The following is a 22,067-nucleotide window of genomic DNA, read 5'->3' as shown; positions in this document are numbered from 1 at the left end:
CTCCAGCCTGTGGACAAACGGTTCTCCACGGCCTGGGATAGAGGCAGGTCGTCCACCGGAGAGAGGCGGGGGCACATGGCGGATGAACAAATGGCCGACGTCCGGGGCGGTGCCCCGGACGAGTCGGCCGGGGACGTCACGGGCGAGGAGCTGAGCGCCCCCTCGGACACGCCGGCGCACGCCGCCCCGGCGCGCCCGCTGGACGCGATAGACCGGGACATCCTGCGACTGCTCCAGACGGACGGCCGCGCCTCGGTGCGCTCCGTCGCCGAGCGGGTCCACGTCTCACGGGCGAACGCGTACGCGCGCATCAACCGGCTCATCGACGACGGCGTGATCCGCGGCTTCAGCGCCCGTATCAACCACGAGCGGGCCGGCCACGGCGCCTCCGCCTACATCACCCTCAAGATCGTCCAGAACTCCTGGCGCACCGTCCGCGAGCAGCTCAAGGCGCTCCCCGGAGCCGCGCACATCGCGCTGGTCAGCGGAGACTTCGACGTCCTCCTGCTGGTCCACACCCCGGACAACAGAACCCTGCGCGAGCTGGTCCTCACCCGCCTCCAGGCCATCCCCGAGGTCCTGTCCACCCGGACCCTGCTCGTCTTCGACGAGATGGACCTGAACGCCGACCCGAGGCCCTGACGCCCCCGAAGAGGCACGAGGGGCCCCTGGGGCGGAGAGGCCCGGAAACGTCGGGAGAGACCCGGTAGCGGGCGAGGGAGGCCCGGGGAGAGGGCGAGAGGCCCCGCAGAGAGGGCCGGAAGCCCGGGAGACGACGTGGGAGGCCCGGGAGACGACGTGGGGAGCCCGGGGGGGGGGACGCGGGAAGCCCGGGGGGACGGGGACGTCGTACGAGAGGGCCCCGGATCCGCTCCCGGGCCCTCGCCCGACGCCCCCGCCCCCAGGCCCGTCAGCGGGCCTTCCGCAGCCCGTCGAAGGCCAGGTGGACGACGGTCTCGGCGAGCTGCTCGCGCTCGGTCTGGTCCGGGTGCGGCCGGTACCATTCCACCAGCGAGTTGATCATGCCGAAGAGGAGCCGGGTCGCGAACCGGATGTCCACGTCGGACCGCAGGTCGCCCTCGGCGGCGGCCGCACCGAGCAGCTCGGCCACCCGGTGGTCGAACTCCCGGCGCCGCTCCATCGCCCACCGCTCGGTCGCGGTGTTGCCCCGCACCCGCAGCAGCAGCGTCACGTACGGCAGCTCCGCTATCAGCACCTCGACGGTCCGCCGGGTCACGTACTCGACCCGCTCCACCGCCCGTCCGCGCACCGCGCCCGGCTCCTCCAGGATCGCGAAGAGCCCGTCGAGCGCCCGGCTGACCGCCCGCCGCAGCAGCTCCTCCTTGCCCGTCACGTGGTGGTAGATCGAGGACTTGGAGATGCCGGCGGCCTTGGACAGGTGCTCCATGGAGGTGCCGTCGTAGCCGCGCTCGTTGAAGACCCGCACCGCGACCGAGAGCAGCGTCTCGGGGGTGTACGTGTCACGTCTGGCCGTGGTCATCGGTCCTCCTGGGCTGCCTCGGCGTACCCCAGGCGCATGAGCGCGAGGCTCGGTGTGTACCGGGCGCCCGGGTACCGCGTGTCCATGTCGTCGAGCACGGTGGCGAGCCTGCGGTGCCCCGCCTTCGCGGCCCACTCCAGCGGGCCGGCCGGGTAGTTGACGCCGAGCCGCATCGCCGTGTCGATGTCCTCGGCGGAGGCCACGCCCCGGCCGACCGCGTCGGCGGCGAGGTCGGCGAGCATCGCGACCGTACGGGCCACGATCATGCCCGGCAGGTCGCCGACGAGGGACACCTTCTTGCCCAGGGCCTGGAAGAGGCCCACCGCCTCGGCGAGCACGTCCGGGTCGATGTCCTCGCGGGCGGAGAGCGCGATCCGCGTGGCGGCCGCGTAGTCGAACGCGAGGTCGAAGGAGACGATGTCCTCGCGGTGGTACTCGAAGGAGGTCTCGCCGTCCACCAGGCTGAGCTTCGCGCCGCCCGGCAGCTCGACGAAGCCGTCGCCCCTCTTGCGGCGGACCTTGATCCCCGCCTCCTCGAAGAGCCCCACCAGCGGCTCGGCCGGCCCCAGGTCGCCGCGGACGGTGATCCGCTCCGGCGCCTTCGCGGGCGGCGCGGTCCGCGGCTCGGGCCGCTCGGCGCCGTCCGCGTACGAGAACCAGCCGTGGCCCGTCTTCCGGCCGAGGCGCCCGGACTCGACCAGCCGCCGCTGCGCCAGCGACGGCGTGAACTTCGGGTCGTGGAAGAAGGACTCCCACACGGACCGGGTCACGGCCTCGTTGACGTCCTGCCCGATCAGGTCGGTCAGCTCGAAGGGGCCCATCCGGAAGCCGCCGCTCTCGCGCAGCACCGCGTCGATCGTCGCGGGGTCGAGGCCGCTTTCCTCGTACACCCGGAACGCCTCCGCGTAGAAGGGCCGTGCGATCCGGTTGACGATGAACCCGGGGGTGTCGGCGCAGCGCACCGGCGTCTTGCCCCAGGCCTTCACCGTCTCGTACGCGCGCGTGGCGGCGGTCTCGTCGCTCGCGAAGCCGCGGACGACCTCGACGAGGGGGAGCAGCGGCGCCGGGTTGAAGAAGTGCAGGCCGACGAAGCGGCCGGGCAGCCGCAGGCCTCCCGCGATGGCGGTGACGGAGAGCGAGGAGGTGTTGGTGGCGAGGAGGGCGTCGTCGGCGACGACCTTCTCCAGGTCGGCGAAGAGCCGCTTCTTGACCGCCAGGTCCTCGACGATCGCCTCGACCACGAGGGCCGCGTCGGCGAGCTCGGCGAGGTCCGCGGCGGCGTGCAGCCGGCCGGCGGCGGCCTCGCGGTCGGCGGACGACATCCGCCCCTTCTCGACGAGCCGGTCCAGGCGGGCGCCGATCGCGGCGACGGCCTCGGCCGCGCGGCCGGGGGCGCTGTCGTGGAGCCGTACCGGATGGCCGGCGACCAGCGCCACCTGCGCGATGCCCTGGCCCATGGTGCCGGTGCCGACGACGGCGACGGTCCGGTCCCGCCCGATCGCCTCGCCCGCCGTGCTCGCGTCGTCCATGGTGGCGCTCCCCCTGACGGTTCCGTTGACCCGCGTGTCCGCTTCGCTGCCGGCGCTCATAGGAGTGATCCTCCCCGATGGGTTTTCCACAGGATCGACGGACCCCCTTGTCCCGACCGATCGTTCGGTTACTCTAACTCCGTACGCGTCTCCCTGCCCAGCTCGACGAGGAGTTGGTCCTCCATGGCCACCGCCCAGCCGATCACCGACGTTCTGGCCGAGAAGCACCGGTCCACACTCGATCAGGCCCTCGCCACCATCCGCACCCGCGCCTACTGGTCGCCCCATCCCGAGCATCCGAAGGCGTACGGCGCGGACGGTTCGCTGGACGCGGCCGCCGGCCTGGCCGCCCACGAGGCGGTGCTGAACGGCCGCTTCGAGCTCGACCAGCCGGGCACCGACGGCTGGACGGGCGGCGAGGTCTCGCCGTACGGCCCGGCGCTCGGCATCGAGTACCCGCACGCGGACGTGGACGTGCTGCTGCCGGCGATGCGCGCGGGCCTGCCCGGCTGGCGGGACGCCGGGCCGGAGACGCGCGCCCTGGTCTGCCTGGAGATCCTGTCCCGGATCTCGGCCCGCACCCACGAGTTCGCCCACGCGGTCATGCACACCAGCGGCCAGGCGTTCATGATGGCGTTCCAGGCCGGCGGCCCGCACGCGCAGGACCGCGGCCTGGAGGCGGTGGCGTACGCGTACGAGGAGCAGACCCGCACCCCCGCCGGCCGGACCGCCTGGTCCAAGCCGCAGGGCAAGCGGGACCCGCTGGAGCTGTCCAAGGAGTTCACCCCGGTCGGCCGCGGCGTCGCCCTGGTCATCGGCTGCAACACCTTCCCGACGTGGAACGGCTACCCGGGCCTCTTCGCCTCCCTCGCGACGGGCAACGCGGTCCTGGTGAAGCCCCACCCGCGCGCGGTCCTCCCGCTGGCGCTGACCGTGAAGATCGCCCGCGAGGTCCTCGCCGAGTCCGGCTTCGACCCGAACCTGGTGGCGCTGGCCACCGAGCGTCCGGGCGAGGGCATCGCGAAGACCCTCGCGGTCCGTCCGGAGATCCGGATCATCGACTACACCGGCTCCACCGAGTTCGGCGACTGGCTGGAGGCCAACGCCCGCCAGGCGCAGGTGTACACGGAGAAGGCGGGCGTCAACACGGTCCTGATCGACTCCACCGACGACTACCGGGGCATGCTGTCCAACCTGGCGTTCTCGCTGTCCCTGTACAGCGGCCAGATGTGCACCACCCCGCAGAACCTGCTGATCCCCCGCGACGGCATCACCACCGACCAGGGCCCCAAGTCCTACGACGAGGTGGTGGCCGACCTGGCCGCCGCCGTCGGAGGGCTCCTCGGCGACGACGCCCGGGCCAACGCCCTGCTCGGCGCCCTGGTGAACCCGGACGTGAAGGCCCGCCTGGAGGCGGCCGCCGATCTCGGCGAGGTCGCCCTGGCCTCCCGCGAGGTCGCCAACCCGGACTTCCCGGAGGCGGTCGTCCGCACCCCCGTCATGGTGAAGCTGGACGGCTCCAAGCCGGACGCGGAGGCCGCGTACCTCTCCGAGTGCTTCGGCCCGGTCTCCTTCGCCGTCTCGGTCGACTCCACGGCCGACGGCCTGGAGCTGCTGCGGCGCACGATCCGCGACAAGGGCGCGATGACGGTGGGCGCGTACACGACCTCCGCCGACACCGAGCGGGCCGTCGAGGAGATCTGCCTCGACGAGTCGGCGCAGCTCTCGCTCAACCTCACGGGCGGGGTGTACGTGAACCAGACGGCCGCCTTCTCCGACTTCCACGGCTCGGGCGGCAACCCGGCGGCGAACGCGGCGCTGTGCGACGGCGCCTTCGTCTCCAACCGCTTCCGGGTGGTCGAGGTGCGCCGCCAGGCCTGACCCGGCGGCCCGCCCCGGTGTGCCGGTCCCTACTCGGGGGCCGGCACGTCGGCGTAGCGCTGGATCCAGGCGTGCATGGCGATCGCGGCGGCCGCCCCGGCGTTGATCGACCGGGTGGAGCCGAACTGGGCGATCGAGCAGACCGTCCGCACGTGGCGGCGGGCCTCCTCGGTCAGCCCCGGGCCCTCCTGCCCGAAGAGCAGCACGCAGCGGCGGGGCAGCACGGTCCGCTCCAGCGGCACCGAGCCCGGCAGGTTGTCGATGCCGATGATCGGCAGGTTCTCCGCCGCCGCCCAGGCGGTGAGCGCCTCGGTGTCGGGGTGGTGCCGCACGTGCTGGTAGCGGTCGGTGACCATGGCGCCGCGCCGGTTCCAACGGCGGCGCCCCACGATGTGCACCTCCTTGGCCAGGAAGGCGTTGGCGGTGCGCACCACGGACCCGATGTTGAAGTCGTGGCCCCAGTTCTCCACGGCCACGTGGAAGTCGTGCCGGCGGGTGTCGAGGTCGGCGACGATCGCCTCCCGCGTCCAGTACCGGTAGGCGTCGACCACGTTGCGCCGGTCGCCCTCGGCCAGCAGGGCGCGATCGTAGCGCGGGTCCTCGGGCCACGGCTCGGGGTGCGGGCCGACGCCGACCTCGGGGCCGTACCCCTCGTCGTACTGGAGCGGCTCGGCCCCGGCCGGGACGGGGGTCTCTTCGGTGGTGCTCACCCCACGAGGGTACGGGGAGCGGCCTCGCCGCCCGTCTCCCCGCCCGGCTCCGCTTCCGCGGGGCGCGGCGGGGGCAGCTCCGCCGCGGTGGGCTTCCGGCGCAGCAGCCGGTCCCGGCCCCCGGCGACGCGCGCGCCGAGCCACACCAGGAAGACGGTGGGCAGGAAGACGGCGTCGGCGGCGATCATCGCCAGCGAGAAGGCCGGAAGGCCCAGCAGCAGCGCGATGCCCGCGTGCTCCAGCATCATCGCGACGAGCAGGACGTTCTTCACCTTGCGGTTGAACAGCGTGAACGGGAAGGCGACCTGCACGATCACCGTGCCGTAGCTGAGCAGCATGACCATGATCCCGCTGGAGGCGAGGAGCTCGGAGAGCGCCGGCCAGGGCGTGAAGTAGTCCAGGTGCAGGGGGTAGAAGAGCGCGGTGCCGTCCTGCCAGCGCGAGCCCTGGATCTTGTACCAGCCGGCGGTGGCGTAGATGAGGCAGACCTCGGCCATGAGGACGACGAGGGTCGCGTTGTGGGCGAGGTTCGCGAGCACGTCCAGCAGGACGCGGGGCTCGCCGGGCGCGTACTGCTCGACCAGCCACCACAGCCCCTGCCCGAGCCAGAGCACCCAGAGCAGCACGTACAGCCACCACTCGCCGGTGACCGGGCTGAACCAGGTCGCGGCGACGAGGAACCCGCCGAGGACGACCCACAGGGCGGGGCCTACGAGCTCGACCCGTCGGCCCGCCTCCTCGCCCCGGGCCGCCGCGCGGGCGGCCCGCCGGGCGTCCAGCGACCACACCTGACCGCAGCGCAGCAGCGTGAGGTAGATCGAGACCAGGTGCACCACGTTGTCGCCGCCGTCGCCGAGGAAGACGGACCGGTTCTGCAGCGACAGCGCGCCGACCATGAAGACCACCGACACCGCCCGGGTGTGCCAGCCGAGGAGCAGCAGCACGGCGGCGACCACCGCGAGGCCGTAGACCACCTCGAACCAGAGCCGCCCGTCGGACCACATGAGGACCGTGAACGCGCGGTTGTCGGCGATCAGTCGGCGGGCCAGCTCGAACGACCAGGGGCCGTCGGGGCCGTACATCTCGTGCCGGTGCGGGAACTCGCGCACCAGGAAGAACAGCCAGGTCAGCGAGAAGCCGATCCGGACGATCGCGGTCTGGTACGGGCCCAGTGCGCGCGAGGTGACGGTCTGCGCCGCCCGGGCCAGCTTGCGGTCGAAGGGCACGCGCGCCGGGGCCGCGGCCGGTGCGGGGCTGGGGACGGTCATCGGCGGCGCTCCGTGCGACTGGCGGCGTTCATCGGCTGGTCTCCGTGCGGCGGTCGGCGTCGGTGATCTCCCACCAGGGCATCAGCCGGCTCGTGGGCTGGGTGGAGCGCTTCTCGGTGCTCCAGTGCGGGGCGGCCACGGGCGTGACGGTGCGGCGGAGCTGGATCCGCTCCACCGTCCCACCGACGTCCGCGCGCGCTCCGGGACCCTCGATGCGCGTCAGCACGATCCGGCGCATGTACTCCTCCGAGAGCCGGCCCCGCATGCCCTTGGGGCGGCCCTCGTCGTCGTGCGCGTTGCCGTACCAGTCGATCGCCCGGCGCAGCAGGTTCTGCTGGGTGTGGCTCGGGAAGACGCTGCCGCGGACGTCCTCGACGTCCTGGGCGGTGAGGTCGATCCAGCCGGTGGTGCGGCGGGCGCCGTCGGCGCCGGTCACCTCGGCGCGGACCTGTACAGAGACGTTCTGCTGGAGCGGGTTGGGCGCGAAGAGCTTCCAGTTCTGCTCGAACTCGGGGTAGATCCAGTCGTCGACGGCCTGGCCGTGCTGCTTGGTGATCGTGTTCGAGGGCGCCACGTGCAGGAAGACCATGGCCAGGTGCAGGCCCGCGAGCACCGCCAGGGAGGCCAGCGCCACCGCCGCCACCACCTGGTACGGCATGGACAGCGCCAGGATCCCCCCGGTCGGCCGTCGCTCCGCGCTGCCGTCGATGTGCGCGCTCATTCCACCCCGATCCCGGGCTTCCCGACCCGATCCCGTCCCACCGGTGGCCCGCTCGTCTGCGCCCCGATCGGAGCAGGCGGTTATCCACAGGGTTGACACCATACGGGCCGCCGACCCACCATTGAAGTCATTCAACCGAACGATCGGTCGGTAGGGGGTCCGATGACCGCAGGGACGGCAGGGACGGCAGTGACCGCGGAAGCGCCCGGCGCACACGCCGCGGACGCGGCGGCGCAGGCCGCCCGCGAGGCGGCGTTCGACGCCGCGGTCGCGGCCGACGAGCGCATCGAGCCGCGCGACTGGATGCCGGAGGCGTACCGCGCCTCCCTCGTCCGGCAGATCGCGCAGCACGCCCACTCCGAGATCATCGGCATGCAGCCCGAGGCCAACTGGATCACCCGCGCGCCCTCGCTGCGCCGCAAGGCCATCCTCATGGCCAAGGTCCAGGACGAGGCCGGCCACGGCCTCTACCTCTACAGCGCCGCCGAGACCCTCGGCGTCAGCCGCGACGAGCTCCTCGACAAGCTCCACAGCGGCCGCCAGAAGTACTCCTCGATCTTCAACTACCCGACCCTCACCTGGGCCGACGTCGGCGCCATCGGCTGGCTCGTCGACGGCGCCGCCATCACCAACCAGGTCCCCCTCTGCCGCTGCTCCTACGGCCCGTACGCCCGGGCCATGGTCCGCGTCTGCAAGGAGGAGTCCTTCCACCAGCGCCAGGGGTACGAAGCCCTGCTCGCCCTCTCCCGGGGCACCGAGGCCCAGCACGCCATGGCGCAGGACGCGGTGGACCGCTGGTGGTGGCCGTCCCTGATGATGTTCGGCCCCCCCGACGACGTGTCGACCCACTCCACCCAGGCGATGGCCTGGAAGATCAAGCGCCACTCCAACGACGAACTGCGCCAGCGCTTCGTCGACATCGCCGCCCCGCAGGCGGAGGCCCTCGGCCTCACCCTCCCCGACCCCGACCTGAAGTGGAACGAGGAGCGCGGGCACTACGACTTCGGCCCCATCGACTGGGACGAGTTCTGGGACGTGCTCAAGGGCAACGGCCCCTGCAACGACGAGCGGATCACCAAGCGCCGCCAGGCCCACGAGGACGGCGCCTGGGTCAGAGAGGCCGCCGCGGCCTACGCGCGCAAGCACACCGGACAGCACGGGGAGGCACAGGCATGAGCAGCGACACTTGGCCCCTGTGGGAGGTGTTCGTGCGCTCCCGCCGAGGGCTCTCCCACACCCACGCCGGCAGCCTCCACGCCCCCGACGCGGAGATGGCCCTGCGCAACGCCCGGGACCTCTACACCCGCCGCATGGAGGGCGTCTCCCTCTGGGTGGTGCCCTCCGCCGCCATCACCGCCTCCTCCCCGGACGAGAAGGACCCCTTCTTCGAGCCCGCCGCCGACAAGCCCTACCGGCACCCGACCTTCTACGAGATCCCGGAGGGGGTGAAGCACCTGTGACCGCCACCGACACCACCGGCGCCCCCACCTCGGGCGCCCGCACCACCGGCACCCCCGCCGCGGGTGTCCGCACCGCGGGTGAAGGCACCACCGCGAAGGCGCCCGCGCCGGGCACCGACCCCGCCGTCGCCGCCGCGGCCCTCGCCCTCGGCGACGACGCCCTCGTCCTCGCCCAGCGCCTGGGGGAGTGGGCCGGCAACGCCCCCGTCCTGGAGGAGGAGGTCGCCCTCGCCAACATCGCGCTCGACCTCCTCGGCCAGGCCCGCGTCCTCCTCTCCCTCGCCGGCGACGAGGACGAACTCGCCTTCCTCCGCGAGGAGCGCGACTTCCGCAACGTCCAGCTGGTCGAGCAGCCCAACGGCGACTTCGCCCCCACCATCGCCCGCCAGCTGTACTTCTCCACCTACCAGCGACTCCTGTACGCGGCGCTCGCCGCCGACGGCGGCCCCCTGGCCGGACTCGCCGCCAAGGCCGTCAAGGAAGTCGCCTACCACCAGGACCACGCCGAGCACTGGACCCTCCGCCTCGGCGACGGCACCGACGAGAGCCACCGCCGCATGCAGACCGCCTGCGACACCCTCTGGCGGTACACCGGCGAGCTCTTCCAGCCCCTCGACGGCCTCGCCCTCGACCCCACCACCCTCGAAGCCGCCTGGCTGGACTCCGTCACCGGCGTCCTCACCCGCGCCGGCCTCACCGTCCCCACCGGCCCCCGCACCGGCGCCTGGCGCGCCGGCGCCGGCCGCCAGGGCCTCCACACCGAACACTTCGGCCGGATGCTCGCCGAGATGCAGCACCTCCACCGCAGCCACCCGGGGGCGACATGGTGACCACCACCGCCACCCCCCTGGAGGCCGAGCTGGCGCGGATCGCGGGCGCCGTCCCCGACCCCGAGCTGCCCGTCCTCACCCTCGCCGAACTCGGCGTCCTCCGCGGCGTCCAGATCACCGGACCCGGCCGCGTCGAGGTCGCCCTCACCCCCACCTACACCGGCTGCCCCGCCGTGGAGACGATGTCCACCGACATCGAGCACGCCCTCCACGAACACGGCATCCCCGAGGTCACCGTCGTCACCGTCCTCGCCCCCGCCTGGACCACCGACGACATCAGCGAGGAAGGCCGCCGCAAACTCTCCGAGTTCGGCATCGCCCCGCCCCGCCCCCAGGGCCCCGCCGGCGGACCCGTCGCCCTCACCCTGGCCATCCGCTGTCCCCACTGCGGCTCCACGGACACCGAGCTCCTGAGCCGCTTCTCCTCCACCGCCTGCAAGGCCCTGCGCCGCTGCGCCGCCTGCCGCGAACCGTTCGACCACTTCAAGGAGCTGTAGATGTTCCATCCGCTCCCGGTGAGCCGGGTCGAACGGCTCACCGACGACTCCGTGGCCGTCACCTTCGCGGTCCCCGACGAGCTCCACGAGACCTTCCGGCACCGCCCCGGCCAGCACCTCGCCCTGCGCCGCACCGACGAGTCCCGCGAGGAGATCCGCCGCACCTACTCGATCTGCTCCCCCGCCGCGCCCGCCGGCGAGCGGCCCGAACTCCGCGTCGGCATCCGCCTCGTCGACGGCGGCGCCTTCTCCACCTGGGCCCTCAAGGAACTCGCCCCCGGCCACACCGTCGACGTCATGGCCCCCACCGGCCGCTTCGTCCTCGACCCGCGCCCCGGCCACTTCGCCGCCGTCGCCGGCGGCAGCGGCATCACCCCGGTGCTCTCCATGGCCGCCACCCTCCTCGACCGCGAACCCGAGGCCCGGTTCTGCCTGATCCGCAGCGACCGCACCGCCGCCTCCACGATGTTCCTCGACGAGGTCGCCGACCTGAAGGACCGCCACCCCGACCGGTTCCAGCTCGTCACCGTGCTCTCCCGCGAGGAACAGCAGGCGGGCCTCCCCTCCGGCCGCCTCGACCAAGAGCGGCTCGCCGACCTCCTGCCCGCCCTCCTCCCCGTCGGCACCATCGACGGCTGGTTCCTCTGCGGACCCCTCGGCCTCGTCCAGGGCGCCGAGCGGGCCCTGCGCGGCCTCGGCGTCGACCGTGCCCGCGTCCACCAGGAGATCTTCCACGTCGACGACGGCAACGGCCCCGCGCCGGTCCCCACCGCCGACACCCCCGCCCACGCCACCCTCACGGCCACCCTCCACGGCCGCTCCGGCACCTGGCCCGTCGAGCGCGGCGAAGCCCTCCTCGACACCGTCCTGCGCGCCCGCGCCGACGCCCCCTACGCCTGCAAGGGCGGAGTCTGCGGCACCTGCCGCGCCTTCGTCGTCGGCGGCGAGGTCCGCATGGACCGCAACTTCGCCCTGGAACCCGAAGAGACCGACGCCGGCTACGTCCTGGCCTGCCAGTCCCACCCGGCCACCCCCGAGGTGGAGCTCGACTTCGACCGCTGAGCCCATTCCCTTCCGCTGGAACCTGTTCTGTCTTGACGGCCCGTCAGGCGCGTGTGCCCGACGGGCCGGCGGACGGGCGATGGACAGCGACGGAAGGACCGGGCCACGGACTTCACGTTCACCGAGGAGCAGCAGGCCGCCGCGGAGACGGCCCGGACCGTCTTCGCCGACGTCGCCCCCGACGCCGTACCCAGCCCCGCCCTCACCCCCACCGCCGTCGCCGACGACTTCGACCGCCGCCTGTGGCAGCGGCTCGCCGCCACCGACCTCCTCTGCCTCGTCCTGCGCGAGTCCGCCCGCGTCCTGGCCCGCGTCCCCCTCCTGGAGACCACCGCCGTCACCCACGTCCTCGGGCACCACGCACCAGCCGCCACCGCCGCCGCCCTGCTGCCGGAGGCCGCCACGGGCCGACTGGTCCTCACGGCCGCCGCCCACGGCGCCACCGGCCACGAGCCCGCCGAACGATCCGTCACCGCCCGCCCCGACGACGACCACTGGATCCTCGACGGCACCACCGACCACGTCCCCTGGGCCCACCAGGCCGATCTGACCGCCGTCCCCGCGCACACCGCCGACGGCCGCACAGTCCTCGCCCTGCTCCCCCGCGACCACGCGGGCCTCACCCTCGACGCCCAGTACGGCACCCACGGCGAACGCCTCGCCCGGCTGCGGCTCGACGGCGTCCGCCTCCCCGCCGACCGCGTCCTCGACGCCGCCGACGCCTGGCCGTCGCTGCGCGCCCTGCTCACCACCGGCACCTGCGCGCTCGCCCTCGGCCTCGGCCTCGGCCTCGGCCTCGGCGAGAAGGTCCTCGCCATGACGAGCCAGTACACCGGGAAGCGCGAACAGTTCGGCCACCCGGTGGCCACCTTCCAGGCCGTCGCCGTCCAGGCCGCCGACCGCTACATCGACCTCCGCGCGATGGAGGCCACCCTGTGGCAGGCCGCGTGGCGCGTCACCACCGCCGCCGAAGCGGCCCTGCCCGTCGAGGCGGACCTCGCCGTCGCCAAGATCTGGGCGGCGGAAGGGGACCGCCGCGTGGTCCAGACCGCCCAGCACCTGCACGGCGGCTTCGGAGCCGACACCGCCTACCCGCTGCACCGGTACCACGCCTGGGCGAAGTACCTCGAACTCTCCCTGGGCCCGGCCGCCGCCCACGAGGAGACCCTGGGCGACCTCATCGCCGCCCACCCGCTGGACTGACCGCCACCCCGAGGACGCGAACCCCGCGCCGGAAGCGCCGCACCGGCCCGAGTCACCTCGAACCGCCCCAGCCACTGCAACCGGCCGGAGCTCTTCCGCTACCCCAGCCGTCCCAGACCTGTCAGCCGTACCGGGACTCCCGGCGGTCTCAGACCTCTCAGCCCTCACAGGACTCTGGCCGGTCTCAGGCCTCCAAGGCGTGCCGGGACTCCCGGCGGTCTCAGGCCTCCCAGCCGTACCAGGACTCTGGCCGGTCCAAGGGCCCGACCGCGTCTCAGGCGACGAACCCGGGACCGCCGTCCGCGACCACGGGCCGCCCGGCGCCCTCCCAGGCCACCATCCCGCCGTCCACGTTCACCGCGTCGTAGCCCTGCTGCACCAGGTACTGCGTGACCTGCGCCGACCGGCCGCCGACCCGGCACATCACATAGGCGCGGCCGCGCTCGGCGAGCACCTCGCCGACCTCCGCGAACCGCGCCACGAAGTCACTCATCGGCACGTGGACCGCGCCCTCGACCCGGCCGGCCGCCCACTCGTCGTCCTCCCGGACGTCGAGCACCAGGGCATCGGCGGGAACGGACGCGGCGGGCACCGACGGCAGCGGGGCGAAACTCATGGGACGACCTTCTCTCGTGTACGGCGGAACCGCCTCGACCTCGAAAAACCTACTGCACCAGCGCGGCCAGCTCGGCCTCGCGCTCGGACACCTGACCGCGCAGCTGCTCGGCGATCTGCTCCAGCAGCCGGTCCGGGTCCTCCGGCGCCAGCCGCAGCATGGAACCGATGGCGCTCTCCTCCAGCTCCTGCGCCAGCGCGGACAGCAGATCCTTGCGCTGCGCCAGCCACTCCAGCCGCGCGTAGAGCTCCTCGCTCTCGCTGAGCCGCTCCTCGGCCGGCACCGGACCCGCCTCCCACTCCTCGGCGAGCTCGCGCAGCAGCGCCTCGTCGCTCCGCGCGTAGGCGGCGTTCACGCGGGTGATGAACTCCTCCCGCCGCTTCCGCTCGTCCTCCTCCCGCGCCAGATCGGGATGGGCCTTGCGGGCGAGCTCACGGTAGAGCCGGCGCACCTCCTCGCTGGGCCGCACCCGCTGCGGCGGCCGCACCGGCCGCTCGGTCAGCATCGCGGCCGCCTCGGCGGAGAGCCCGTCGGAGTCGATCCAGTCGTCGAAGAGCACCTCGACCCCCGGCAGCGGCAGCACGGCGGCCCGCGCCTCCCGCGCCAGCCGCAGATCCTCCGGGTCCCCGCTCTTCTCGGCCCGCGCCTCGGCGATCGACGCGTCCAGCTCGTCGAGCCGCGCGTACATCGGCCCCAGCTTCTCGTGATGCAGCCGCGAGAAGTTCTCCACCTCGACCCGGAAGGTCTCGACCGCGATCTCGAACTCGATCAGCGCCTGCTCGGCCACCCGAACGGCCCGCTCCAACCGAGCCTCGGGCCGCTCCCCGTCGGTGTCCGCGCCCGCATCCGCCCCGGGCCCGGCCCCCGGCTCCGACGACGTCGGCGACTCGGGGTTCGGCCCCTGCTCCGGCTCCCGCTGCGGCCCCTGACCCGACTCCGGCTCCCGGTCCTGCCCCTGCTGCCGGTCCCCGTCCCGGCCTTCGTTGTGGCCCTGGTCCTGGTCCTCGCTCACGTTCACGCCTGCCCACGTCCTCGTTCCGGCCCGACCCCTCAAGCGTAGGTCCTCACAAGGGGGGCCCTCCCCCCTCCCTCCCCCCTCCCCTCCCCCTCGTTTCCGTCTCCCCCTCCGACCTCAGACGCCCGTTACCGCGGCCAGGCGGCCGGTGCGGATCGCCGTGAGCAGGTCGGCGTGGTCGGCGGTGGTGCGGTCGGCGTAGGCGACCGCGAACGAGGCGACCGCCTCGTCGAACTCCTCGCTCTTGCCGCAGTAGCCGGCTATCAGGCGCGGGTCGGCGCTGTGGGCGTGGGCGCGGGCGAGGAGCGCGCCGGTCATGCGGCCGTAGTCGTCGAGCTGGTCGGCGGTGAGCGCGGCGGGGTCGACGCTGCCCTTGCGGTTGCGGAACTGGCGCACCTGGAAGGGGCGCCCGTCGACCGTGGTCCAGCCGAGCAGGATGTCGCTGACGACCTGCATGCGCTTCTGCCCGAGGACGACGCGCCGCCCCTCGTGGCCGGGTTCGGGGGCGGGGAACCCGGTCGGCAGGTGGGGCAGGAGCACGGACGGGCGGGCTTCCTTCACCTGGAGGACGAGGGGTTCGCCGCGGTGGTCGAGGAGCAGGACGACGTAGGAGCGGGTGCCGACGCTGCCGGTGCCGACGACCCGGAAGGCGACGTCGTGGACCGCGTACCGGGCCAGGAGCGGTCGGCGGTCCTCGGAGACGGTCTCCAGGTATTCGCCGAGCGCGGCGGTGACGGCCGCGGCCTCGACGTCGGGTACCCGGCGCAGGACCGGGGGCGCGTCGACGAAGCGGCGTCCGCCGCCGTCGGGGTCGGCGACGGCCTCGGTGGAGCGGGCGGCGAACCGGGCGCTGGTGTTGTTGCGGGCCTTGGCGGAGACCCGGTCCAGGGTGCCGAGGAGGTCACGGGCGTCGGTGTGGGAGACGAGCTCCTCGTCGGGTATCGCGTTCCAGGCGTCGAGGGCGGGGAGCCGGGCCAGGAGGCGCATGGTGCGCCGGTAGGCGCCGACGGTGTCGAAGGCGGCGGCCCGGCAGGTGGCCTCGTCCGCGCCGACGACGCGGCCGGCGAGGACGAGGGAGGTGGCGAGCCGCTTGAGGTCCCATTCCCAGGGGCCGACGACGGTCTCGTCGAAGTCGTTGAGGTCCATCACGAGCCGGCCGCGGGCGTCGCCGTAGAGGCCGAAGTTGGCGGCGTGGGCGTCGCCGCAGAGCTGTGCGGCGATGCCGGTGACGGGGGTTCCGGCGAGGTCGTGGGCCATGAGGCCGGCGGAGCCGCGCAGGAAGGCGAAGGGGTTGGCGGCCATGCGGCCGACGCGGAGGGGGGTGAGTTCGGGGACGCGGCCGCGGCTGGACTCCTCGACGGCGCGGGCGGCGTCGGGGCGTCCGGCGGGGAGGGCGAGATCGGCGTGGGAGGCGCGGGGGACGGTGGTGCGCAGCTGCTTGCCGCGCCCCTTGGCGGAGTGTTCCGCGGTGCCGCGCCGTACGAATCCGGGCACGTGCGGGATGCGCTCCGCGTCCGTTCCGCCACGCTGTCCGGGCATGACGGCCTGGATCTCGCCCATGGGACGACCTCCCCCGATGACTGGCCGGACAGTGCGTCCGACGACTTCGGGTCCTGACGGTACAGCCGGTCTTGATCGCCCGTCTCCCCCTGTGGACAACTACCTGTGGACAACCGTCGAGTGCCTGGTCAGGCGGGTTCAGACGGCGACGGCTTCCTCCATTTCCTCCTCCGCGTCCTCGTCCCGCTCCTCCTTCGTCTCCTGGTTGTCCTCCCGCTTCGTCTCCTCCTCCTTCGTCGTCCGCTTCGCCGTCTCCTGGGTGGCCGCTTCCGTGGCGGTCGCGGTCCGTGCGGCTTCCGTGGCGGTCGCGGTCCGTGCGGCCTCGGTGCGGCCGGCGAGGGCGACGAGGACGATTCCGGCGAGGAGCCAGAGAACGAGGACCAGGAGGTGGCCGCCGAGGGCGTGTCCGTCGAAGTAGACGTGGCTGCGGATGCCTTCGACGAGGCCGGCGCCGTTCCAGAAGGCGTGCAGGGAGCCGAAGAGGCCGGGCTGGAGCTCGGGGCGGTAGATGCCGCCGGAGCTCGTGAAGTTGAGCATGACGAAGAGGACCATCACGCCGAGCGTGGTCCAGCGGCGCAGGTAGGTGTGGAGGCCGACGCCGATGAGGAGGATGCCGGTGGCGTAGAGCCAGGAGAGTGCCCAGACGCCGGCGAGGCCGTGGTCGACGAGGTGGAAGACGGGGCCTGCGAAGAGGGTGCCGATGAGGCTGACGACGAGGGCGGTGCCGGCGGCGAGGAGGGCGCGGATCCGCATGGGGAGTGCGGCTCCGGCCGCGCCGATGACGGCGACGGAGGCGTAGGCGCCGATGCTGACGGCGACGAGGAGGAAGAAGACGCCTTGTCCGGTGGGGTCGCCTGAGGCGGTGGGAGCGAGGTCGGTGACCTGGAGGGGGGCGTCCTGTCCGGCGGCGACCTTGGTGAAGACCTTCTCGACGGCCATGGCGCTGGTGTCGGAGGAGGCGGAGGCGACGAGGAGCTCGGGGTGGTCGCCTGGGATGTACGCGCCGTAGCTGTCCTGGTGGAGGAGGGCGGTGGCGGCGGTGGCGCGGTCGGGGACGGTGCGGACGTCGAGGGCGCCGTCGGCCTTGTCGTGGAGGGTCTGGGCGAGGACCTGGGTGGCGGGTCCCGAGCCGACGATGTCGACGCGGAGGTCGTGGGGCTGGGGGGCGTGGAAGGCGCCGAGGTAGGCGAGGCCCATGCCCAGGCACATGAGGAGGGGGGTGAGGAGGTGCCCGAGGACGTGCCGTAGGGCTCCGGTGGTGGGGTTCGGTCCTGTGGACACCGTGACCTCCGAAAGGCGGTGGACGAGATGGTTGGCTTTTGCAACCATAGAACCGTTGTACTATACAACTGAAACCCCATGCCGGGCCAGCTCGCCGAGGGAGCCCCTATGTCCGACGCCCCCACCGCCTCCGCGACCGGTGCCCCCGGCGCCTCGCGCGACGCCGCGGCCGATGCCCCCCGCGAGGCCTCCCTGGATGTCATCCAGCGCGAGCTGACCGCCTTCGCGCGCCGGGCCCGGGCCTCCGCGGCCCGCGTCCACCCGGAGATCCCGCTGGTCTCGTACACGCTCCTGTCCCACATCGAGGACCGGCGCGGCTGCCGTGCCACGGACCTCGCGGCGCACTACCTGCTGGACAAGTCGACGGTCAGTCGGCAGCTGGCCGGCCTGGAGAAACTGGGCCTGGTGGAGCGCCGGCCCGCCCCCGAGGACCACCGGGTGCAGGTGCTGCACCCGACGGAGGCCGGTCTCGCGGTGCTCGCGACCGCGCAGGCAAACCGTCGCGCCGCCTACCAGGAGCGCCTGAAGGACTGGTCCGGCGAGGACCTGGACCGGTTCGCCGGCTATCTGCTCCGCTACAACAACGCCGCGGGTCCGGCAGGCCCGACCGAACTCGACTGATCCGCCCCGCCGGACGACCTCCGCCTGCTACAGCCCCGCGTCGCGGGCGAGGAGTGCCGCCTGGACCCGGTTCTCGCACTGGAGTTTGGCGAGGATGCGGCTGACGTAGGTCTTCACGGTCGCCTCGCTCATGTGGAGACGACGGCCCGCGTCGGCGTTGGAGAGGCCCTCGCCGAGGACCGCGAGGACGTCCCGCTCCTTCTCGCCGAGGGCGGCGATCCGGCTGCGGGCCTCCTCGGCGCGGGCGGTCTCGCGGCCGGAGGCGAGCCGTTCGACGACGTGCCGGGTCGCCGCCGGCGAGAGGTAGGCGTCGCCCGCGGCCGCGGCCCGTACGGCTCCGATCAGCTCGGTGGGCGCGGTGTCCTTCAGCAGGAAGCCGGCGCTGCCGTGCTCCAGGGCCCGCAGCACGTTCTCCCGTTCACCGAAGGTCGTCAGGATGATGACCCGGGCCGCAGGCGCGGCCCTGCGCAGTTCCGGGAGGGCGGAGAGCCCGTCGAGGACGGGCATCTGGATGTCGAGCAGCACGACGTCGGCGGCGTGCGCGCGGGCCGCCTCGACGGCCTCGCGGCCGTTCGCGGCCTCCGCGACCACCTGGATGTCCGGATCGGAGTTGAGGATCATCCGGATCCCCGCCCTGATCAGCGGCTCGTCGTCGGCGACCACGACCTTGACGGCCCGTCCGGACCGTCCCGTCCGCTCTGACAGCACTGCGCCTCCCCCAACGCTTCGGTACGGGCCGCCGATGCGCTACTGCCTCACGACGTACGACTTCTTCTCGATCAGCTTGCCGTCCTTGAAGCAGAACCGGAAAACGGGATCCTCCTCGAACGCGTCACCCATCTCGGTGGAGAGCACGACGAGGCAGTCGGCACCCTCGGGTCTGGCGGGGCCTCCCTTGCCGTTGACGCCGAGGACGCCGAGGGAGCCGGGGTCGGGCAGCGAGGACCGGACGTCGGCCTCGGCCGTGCCGACCTCGATCGACTCGTACGTGTCGGGCGTGACCATGGAGTCCTGGAAGGATCCGACGAGGTGGTAGAGGCCGAAGCCCGCGGCGACGAGCAGGACGACGAGCGCCGCGAAGGCGATGCCGCAGCCGAGCGCGATCGACGCCCCGGTGCTCCGTGTCTTGCCCCCGTGCAGCGCCATCGCCAACTCCCGTTCCGTGAAGGTCCAGTCGGGCTCTCCGACCGGTACGGAACGACCCTTCCTCCCGAGGGGCTTCGCCGACTGCTGCCGGAAGTCGTCGGCCGCGTCGACGAAAGGCGCTGATTCGCCGCTGGGCGCGGAGCCGTACGGCAGCATTCCGGCGACCCGGAATCCACCGCCGTCGGCGGGGCCGGCGTGGCACATGCCGCCGACGAGCCGGGCCCGTTCGACGAGTCCGGCCAGCCCCTGGCCGCCGCTGACGACGTTCTCCGCGGGGCCGCCGACCGGCTCCTCGTTGAAGATCTCGACGACGAACGTGTCGGGTTCGTAGCGCAGTTCGACGCTGATGGGGGCGCCGGGCGCGTACTTGTAGGCGTTGGTGAGCGCTTCCTGGGCCATGCGGTACGCGGCGTGGCCCGCGGCCGGTTCCAGGGGCCGCTCGTCGCCGATCCGCCGCAGCTCCACGCGGGTCCCCGCGGCGCGCGCCGAGGCGACGAGGCCTTCTATTCCGGCGATCCCCCGGGCCGCCCTCCCGGTCTCGTCGCCGGCGGCCACGGGCCCGGTGTCGGGGTCGGGGGCCTCGGTGCCGTCCCGGAGTATGCCGACGACCTCCCGCAGTTCGTGCATGGCGGTCACGGACGCGTTCCGGAGCACGCCGACGATCTCGCGCTGCCGGTCGTTCAGCTCGCGGTCCACCTCCAGGGCGCCGGTGTGCACGGCGATCAGGGCGAGTTGGTGGCCGAGGCTGTCGTGCATGTCCTGGGCGATGCGCTGCCGCTCCCGCAGCCGGGCGTTCCGCCCGATCATCGCCCGCTCGCTCACCAGCCGCACGTTGCGCTCCTGGAGGGCGTGCAGGAGGGTGCGGCGCTGGGCCCAGTAGCGGTGGGCGAGGCCGGGTGCGAGCGTGGTCCCCAGGTAGTAGAGGGTCGCCATGAAGGCGAGGGTGAGCAGCCGTTGCTTGTCCCAGCCGACGAGCAGGGTGGCGCCGACGTTGAGGACGTAGGCGGCGACGTACGCGTGCAGGGCCCGGCCGACTCCGACGATGTGGCCGCCGGCGGACCAGCCGAGGACGAGCAGCAGCGGGCCGAGGCCGGGGACGACGGGCGCGAGCCCGGCGGTGACGACGAGCACGCTGGCGGGGAAGCGGCGGCGGAGCAGGGACAGTACGGCCGCGGCGAGGGCGACGGCGGCGAGCTGCGCGCCCTCGCCGCCGAGCAGTTCCTCGGTGCCGGCGGCGAGCAGCGCGACGACGGCGGTGAGGGCCGCCTCTCCGACGGTCCTGCGCCGCGACCATTCTCCGGCGGGCACGAGCCATCTCCACGCGGCGGCGGCCCTGGCCCCGATCCCGCGCCCGGCCTCCGTCTTCGCCGCCGTTCCCACCCGCATCGCTTCCACGCTCGCACCCTAGGCAGCGCGGCCGGGCCGGAACGTCCCTCTTTCGTCGCGACCCTGAACGACGAAAGGCGAGGCGTCACCTGTACGACTTCCGTGTCCGGACAACGCGGAAGCCCCGTAGGTCTGGGACCTACGGGGCTTCCGTCTGGTGCGCGAGGGGGGAGTTGAACCCCCACGCCCTTTCGGGCACTGGAACCTGAATCCAGCGCGTCTGCCTATTCCGCCACCCGCGCATTGGGTGGTCTCCCGGTCTCTCACCTTTCGGTGCGAGCGCCTGGCGACATCTGAAGATTAGCACGTCGCAGACGGTGGATTCACATCCGTTGTTTCGGCCCCCCTCGGGCCGAACAGAGGAGAGGGGGAGGAAGACTCCGACGTCCCCACCGGCGACCCGACCGGCGCGAGAAGAGACGGAGGGGAGAGAGGAGAAGAGCAGAGAGGGGGAGGAGAGGGAGGAGAGCGAGGGAGTCAAGAGGCCGGGACGGCGCGACACCGGGACAGCCGGAGATCAGTACCTCCCGAGCGGGGGACGGCCCGAGATCGGGACAGCCGGAGCCGGGACCTCCCGAGACCGGCACGGCCCGAGACTGACACCTCCCGAGATCGGGAGAAGAAGGAGAGAAGGGACACAGGGGAGAGATCAGAGAGAAGGGGAGAGTCGGGAGGGACAGGTGAGAAGCGGGAGGATGCGGCGTCGGCGGCTCCGTCCTGCGGGACGGCTCACCTCCTCCGCCCTCCTGTCGGACGGTCTCGTGCGGGACACTGTCCACAGGCCCCCTCTACGATCCCTGGGGGAGGGCCTGTGAGAGGTGACACTCGTCCACAGGGCAGAGAAGGGGAACCAGCCGATTTCCCGACGCGTGGATACGATCAGTAAGCAGTACCAGGACGGCAACGACGGAGGAGGTGCCCCATGGGAGTCCTGAAGCGTTTCGAGCAACGTCTCGAAGGCCTGGTCAACGGCACCTTCGCCAAGGTGTTCAAGTCCGAGGTCCAGCCGGTCGAGATCGCCGGCGCGCTCCAGCGCGAGTGCGACAACAACGCGCAGATCTGGAACCGCGAGCGGACCGTCGTCCCCAATGACTTCATCGTGGAGCTCAGCGCGCCCGACTACGAGCGCCTGAGCCCCTACTCCGGACAGCTGGGCGACGAGCTCGCCGGGCTGGTCCGCGACTACGCCAAGCAGCAGCGGTACACCTTCATGGGGCCGATCAAGGTCCACCTGGAGAAGGCCGACGACCTCGACACCGGTCTGTACCGGGTGCGCAGCCGTACGCTCGCGTCGAGCACGTCCCAGCCCCAGCCGCAGCCGGGGCAGCAGCCCCACCACCAGCAGCCCCGCCCGCACCAGGGGCAGGGCGGCTACGGGTACCCGCCGCAGGGTCCCCCGCCCGGCGCCCCGCCGATGCCCGCCTCGCCGCCCCCCGGCGGCGCGGGTCACCGGCCCGCCGGCGGCGGCCGTCCCGCGGCGCCCGGCGGCGCCCAGGTGCGCCGCTGGATCGAGATCAACGGCAATCGCCACCAGATCTCCCGCCCGACCCTGGTCCTCGGCCGCAGCACCGACGCGGACGTGAGGATCGACGATCCCGGCGTCTCCCGCCGGCACTGCGAGATCCGGACCGGAACGCCCTCGACGATCCAGGATCTCGGATCCACCAACGGCATCGTGGTGGACGGGCAGCACACCACCCGCGCTACGCTCCGCGACGGCTCGCGGATCGTCGTGGGCAGCACCACCATCGTTTACCGGCAAGCCGAAGGGTGAAGCGGG

At 73.0% G+C, this 22,067-nt stretch carries 21 protein-coding genes and 1 tRNA gene; 10 read left to right on the top strand and 12 right to left on the bottom strand.

Annotated features, from left to right (window positions below):
* Positions 1-75: 75 nt before the first annotated feature.
* Positions 76-642 carry a winged helix-turn-helix transcriptional regulator gene (locus tag ACFZCF_RS12255; RefSeq protein ID WP_391286377.1) on the top strand — a complete coding sequence of 189 codons (567 nt, stop codon included), beginning with the start codon at positions 76-78 and terminating at the stop codon, positions 640-642.
* 268 nt (positions 643-910) lie between these two features.
* Here ACFZCF_RS12255 and ACFZCF_RS12250 read toward each other — a convergent pair whose 3' ends face one another.
* Together ACFZCF_RS12250 and ACFZCF_RS12245 are read right to left on the bottom strand one after the other, a co-directional pair.
* Entirely contained in the window at positions 911-1,501 is a 591-nt protein-coding gene (locus ACFZCF_RS12250) for a TetR family transcriptional regulator (RefSeq protein ID WP_391286375.1), read from the bottom strand.
* On the bottom strand, positions 1,498-3,030 hold the full coding sequence (locus ACFZCF_RS12245) for a 3-hydroxyacyl-CoA dehydrogenase (RefSeq protein ID WP_391286674.1): 1,533 nt from the start codon (positions 3,028-3,030) through the stop codon (positions 1,498-1,500). Before ACFZCF_RS12245 ends, ACFZCF_RS12250 begins: the two co-directional genes overlap by 4 nt.
* A gap of 183 nt (positions 3,031-3,213) precedes the next feature.
* Between ACFZCF_RS12245 and paaN the strand changes: the two genes are divergently transcribed.
* Complete coding sequence (gene paaN, locus ACFZCF_RS12240; RefSeq protein WP_388442552.1) at positions 3,214-4,911, top strand: phenylacetic acid degradation protein PaaN; 1,698 nt, start codon at positions 3,214-3,216, stop codon at positions 4,909-4,911.
* Between the two features lie 29 nt (positions 4,912-4,940).
* Here paaN and ACFZCF_RS12235 read toward each other — a convergent pair whose 3' ends face one another.
* From ACFZCF_RS12235 to ACFZCF_RS12225, 3 genes are read right to left on the bottom strand one after another with little or no spacing between them, the layout of a single operon-like run.
* Positions 4,941-5,621 carry a TrmH family RNA methyltransferase gene (locus ACFZCF_RS12235; protein ID WP_391286373.1) on the bottom strand — a complete coding sequence of 227 codons (681 nt, stop codon included), beginning with the start codon at positions 5,619-5,621 and terminating at the stop codon, positions 4,941-4,943.
* Complete coding sequence (locus ACFZCF_RS12230; RefSeq protein WP_388442547.1) at positions 5,618-6,889, bottom strand: HTTM domain-containing protein; 1,272 nt, start codon at positions 6,887-6,889, stop codon at positions 5,618-5,620. Before ACFZCF_RS12230 ends, ACFZCF_RS12235 begins: the two co-directional genes overlap by 4 nt.
* A gap of 28 nt (positions 6,890-6,917) precedes the next feature.
* Positions 6,918-7,610 (bottom strand): DUF5819 family protein, encoded by a 693-nt coding sequence (locus tag ACFZCF_RS12225; RefSeq protein WP_391286371.1) that lies wholly within the window; start codon positions 7,608-7,610, stop codon positions 6,918-6,920.
* 162 nt (positions 7,611-7,772) lie between these two features.
* On the opposite strand from ACFZCF_RS12225, the gene paaA reads away from it, so the two are divergent.
* From paaA to ACFZCF_RS12195, 6 genes are read left to right on the top strand one after another with little or no spacing between them, the layout of a single operon-like run.
* Positions 7,773-8,786 (top strand): 1,2-phenylacetyl-CoA epoxidase subunit PaaA, encoded by a 1,014-nt coding sequence (gene paaA / locus ACFZCF_RS12220; RefSeq protein WP_388442542.1) that lies wholly within the window; start codon positions 7,773-7,775, stop codon positions 8,784-8,786.
* Positions 8,783-9,070: a 1,2-phenylacetyl-CoA epoxidase subunit PaaB gene (paaB, locus tag ACFZCF_RS12215; protein ID WP_030493720.1), complete on the top strand. Its 288-nt coding sequence runs from the start codon at positions 8,783-8,785 to the stop codon at positions 9,068-9,070. The genes paaA and paaB overlap by 4 nt, the downstream gene beginning before the upstream one ends.
* Positions 9,067-9,900, top strand: coding sequence for a 1,2-phenylacetyl-CoA epoxidase subunit PaaC (paaC, locus tag ACFZCF_RS12210; protein ID WP_391286368.1), 834 nt, complete (start codon positions 9,067-9,069; stop codon positions 9,898-9,900). The genes paaB and paaC overlap by 4 nt, the downstream gene beginning before the upstream one ends.
* On the top strand, positions 9,894-10,397 hold the full coding sequence (paaD, locus tag ACFZCF_RS12205; RefSeq protein WP_388442536.1) for a 1,2-phenylacetyl-CoA epoxidase subunit PaaD: 504 nt from the start codon (positions 9,894-9,896) through the stop codon (positions 10,395-10,397). The genes paaC and paaD overlap by 7 nt, the downstream gene beginning before the upstream one ends.
* Positions 10,398-11,459, top strand: coding sequence for a 2Fe-2S iron-sulfur cluster-binding protein (locus tag ACFZCF_RS12200; RefSeq protein ID WP_391286365.1), 1,062 nt, complete (start codon positions 10,398-10,400; stop codon positions 11,457-11,459). It abuts the gene before it with no gap.
* Positions 11,460-11,510: 51 nt separating this feature from the next.
* Positions 11,511-12,662 (top strand): acyl-CoA dehydrogenase family protein, encoded by a 1,152-nt coding sequence (locus ACFZCF_RS12195; protein WP_391286363.1) that lies wholly within the window; start codon positions 11,511-11,513, stop codon positions 12,660-12,662.
* A gap of 274 nt (positions 12,663-12,936) precedes the next feature.
* Here ACFZCF_RS12195 and ACFZCF_RS12190 read toward each other — a convergent pair whose 3' ends face one another.
* From ACFZCF_RS12190 to ACFZCF_RS12175, 4 genes are all read right to left on the bottom strand, one after another.
* Complete coding sequence (locus ACFZCF_RS12190; RefSeq protein WP_189944798.1) at positions 12,937-13,278, bottom strand: rhodanese-like domain-containing protein; 342 nt, start codon at positions 13,276-13,278, stop codon at positions 12,937-12,939.
* 49 nt (positions 13,279-13,327) lie between these two features.
* Complete coding sequence (locus ACFZCF_RS12185) at positions 13,328-14,083, bottom strand: hypothetical protein (protein ID WP_391286673.1); 756 nt, start codon at positions 14,081-14,083, stop codon at positions 13,328-13,330.
* Between the two features lie 327 nt (positions 14,084-14,410).
* Positions 14,411-15,853, bottom strand: coding sequence for a DUF2252 family protein (locus tag ACFZCF_RS12180; protein ID WP_391286360.1), 1,443 nt, complete (start codon positions 15,851-15,853; stop codon positions 14,411-14,413).
* A 138-nt stretch (positions 15,854-15,991) separates the two neighbouring features.
* Positions 15,992-17,134: a hypothetical protein gene (locus ACFZCF_RS12175; protein WP_391286358.1), complete on the bottom strand. Its 1,143-nt coding sequence runs from the start codon at positions 17,132-17,134 to the stop codon at positions 15,992-15,994.
* 108 nt (positions 17,135-17,242) lie between these two features.
* Between ACFZCF_RS12175 and ACFZCF_RS12170 the strand changes: the two genes are divergently transcribed.
* Positions 17,243-17,755: a MarR family transcriptional regulator gene (locus ACFZCF_RS12170; protein ID WP_391286356.1), complete on the top strand. Its 513-nt coding sequence runs from the start codon at positions 17,243-17,245 to the stop codon at positions 17,753-17,755.
* Between the two features lie 27 nt (positions 17,756-17,782).
* Here ACFZCF_RS12170 and ACFZCF_RS12165 read toward each other — a convergent pair whose 3' ends face one another.
* From ACFZCF_RS12165 to ACFZCF_RS12155, 3 genes are all read right to left on the bottom strand, one after another.
* Positions 17,783-18,463 carry a response regulator gene (locus ACFZCF_RS12165; protein WP_391286354.1) on the bottom strand — a complete coding sequence of 227 codons (681 nt, stop codon included), beginning with the start codon at positions 18,461-18,463 and terminating at the stop codon, positions 17,783-17,785.
* 39 nt (positions 18,464-18,502) lie between these two features.
* A complete protein-coding gene (locus ACFZCF_RS12160; RefSeq protein ID WP_391286672.1) occupies positions 18,503-20,287 on the bottom strand; it encodes a histidine kinase in 1,785 nt (594 codons plus the stop codon).
* 155 nt (positions 20,288-20,442) lie between these two features.
* Positions 20,443-20,529: transfer RNA gene (locus ACFZCF_RS12155), tRNA-Leu, on the bottom strand.
* A gap of 680 nt (positions 20,530-21,209) precedes the next feature.
* Here ACFZCF_RS12155 and ACFZCF_RS12150 point away from each other — a divergent pair.
* A complete protein-coding gene (locus ACFZCF_RS12150; protein WP_388442518.1) occupies positions 21,210-22,061 on the top strand; it encodes an FhaA domain-containing protein in 852 nt (283 codons plus the stop codon).
* Positions 22,062-22,067: the final 6 nt, after the last annotated feature.

The sequence above is a fragment of the Streptomyces sp. NPDC007945 genome (assembly GCF_042958885.1).
GTDB lineage: Bacteria > Actinomycetota > Actinomycetes > Streptomycetales > Streptomycetaceae > Streptomyces.
The sequence above is the reverse complement of the archived record's forward strand: the minus strand, read 5'-3'. Positions and strand labels throughout refer to the sequence as shown.

Coding starts and splice junctions, on each gene's coding strand:
- ACFZCF_RS12250 (WP_391286375.1), bottom strand. CDS start 1,501: ATGACCACGGCCAGACGTGACACGTACACCCCCGAGACGCTGCTCTCG.
- paaD (WP_388442536.1), top strand. CDS start 9,894: ATGGTGACCACCACCGCCACCCCCCTGGAGGCCGAGCTGGCGCGGATC.
- paaA (WP_388442542.1), top strand. CDS start 7,773: ATGACCGCAGGGACGGCAGGGACGGCAGTGACCGCGGAAGCGCCCGGC.
- ACFZCF_RS12245 (WP_391286674.1), bottom strand. CDS start 3,030: ATGGACGACGCGAGCACGGCGGGCGAGGCGATCGGGCGGGACCGGACC.
- ACFZCF_RS12255 (WP_391286377.1), top strand. CDS start 76: ATGGCGGATGAACAAATGGCCGACGTCCGGGGCGGTGCCCCGGACGAG.
- paaB (WP_030493720.1), top strand. CDS start 8,783: ATGAGCAGCGACACTTGGCCCCTGTGGGAGGTGTTCGTGCGCTCCCGC.
- ACFZCF_RS12180 (WP_391286360.1), bottom strand. CDS start 15,853: ATGGGCGAGATCCAGGCCGTCATGCCCGGACAGCGTGGCGGAACGGAC.
- ACFZCF_RS12225 (WP_391286371.1), bottom strand. CDS start 7,610: ATGAGCGCGCACATCGACGGCAGCGCGGAGCGACGGCCGACCGGGGGG.
- ACFZCF_RS12230 (WP_388442547.1), bottom strand. CDS start 6,889: ATGACCGTCCCCAGCCCCGCACCGGCCGCGGCCCCGGCGCGCGTGCCC.
- ACFZCF_RS12160 (WP_391286672.1), bottom strand. CDS start 20,287: ATGCGGGTGGGAACGGCGGCGAAGACGGAGGCCGGGCGCGGGATCGGG.
- ACFZCF_RS12190 (WP_189944798.1), bottom strand. CDS start 13,278: ATGAGTTTCGCCCCGCTGCCGTCGGTGCCCGCCGCGTCCGTTCCCGCC.
- ACFZCF_RS12170 (WP_391286356.1), top strand. CDS start 17,243: ATGTCCGACGCCCCCACCGCCTCCGCGACCGGTGCCCCCGGCGCCTCG.
- ACFZCF_RS12150 (WP_388442518.1), top strand. CDS start 21,210: ATGGGAGTCCTGAAGCGTTTCGAGCAACGTCTCGAAGGCCTGGTCAAC.
- ACFZCF_RS12200 (WP_391286365.1), top strand. CDS start 10,398: ATGTTCCATCCGCTCCCGGTGAGCCGGGTCGAACGGCTCACCGACGAC.
- paaN (WP_388442552.1), top strand. CDS start 3,214: ATGGCCACCGCCCAGCCGATCACCGACGTTCTGGCCGAGAAGCACCGG.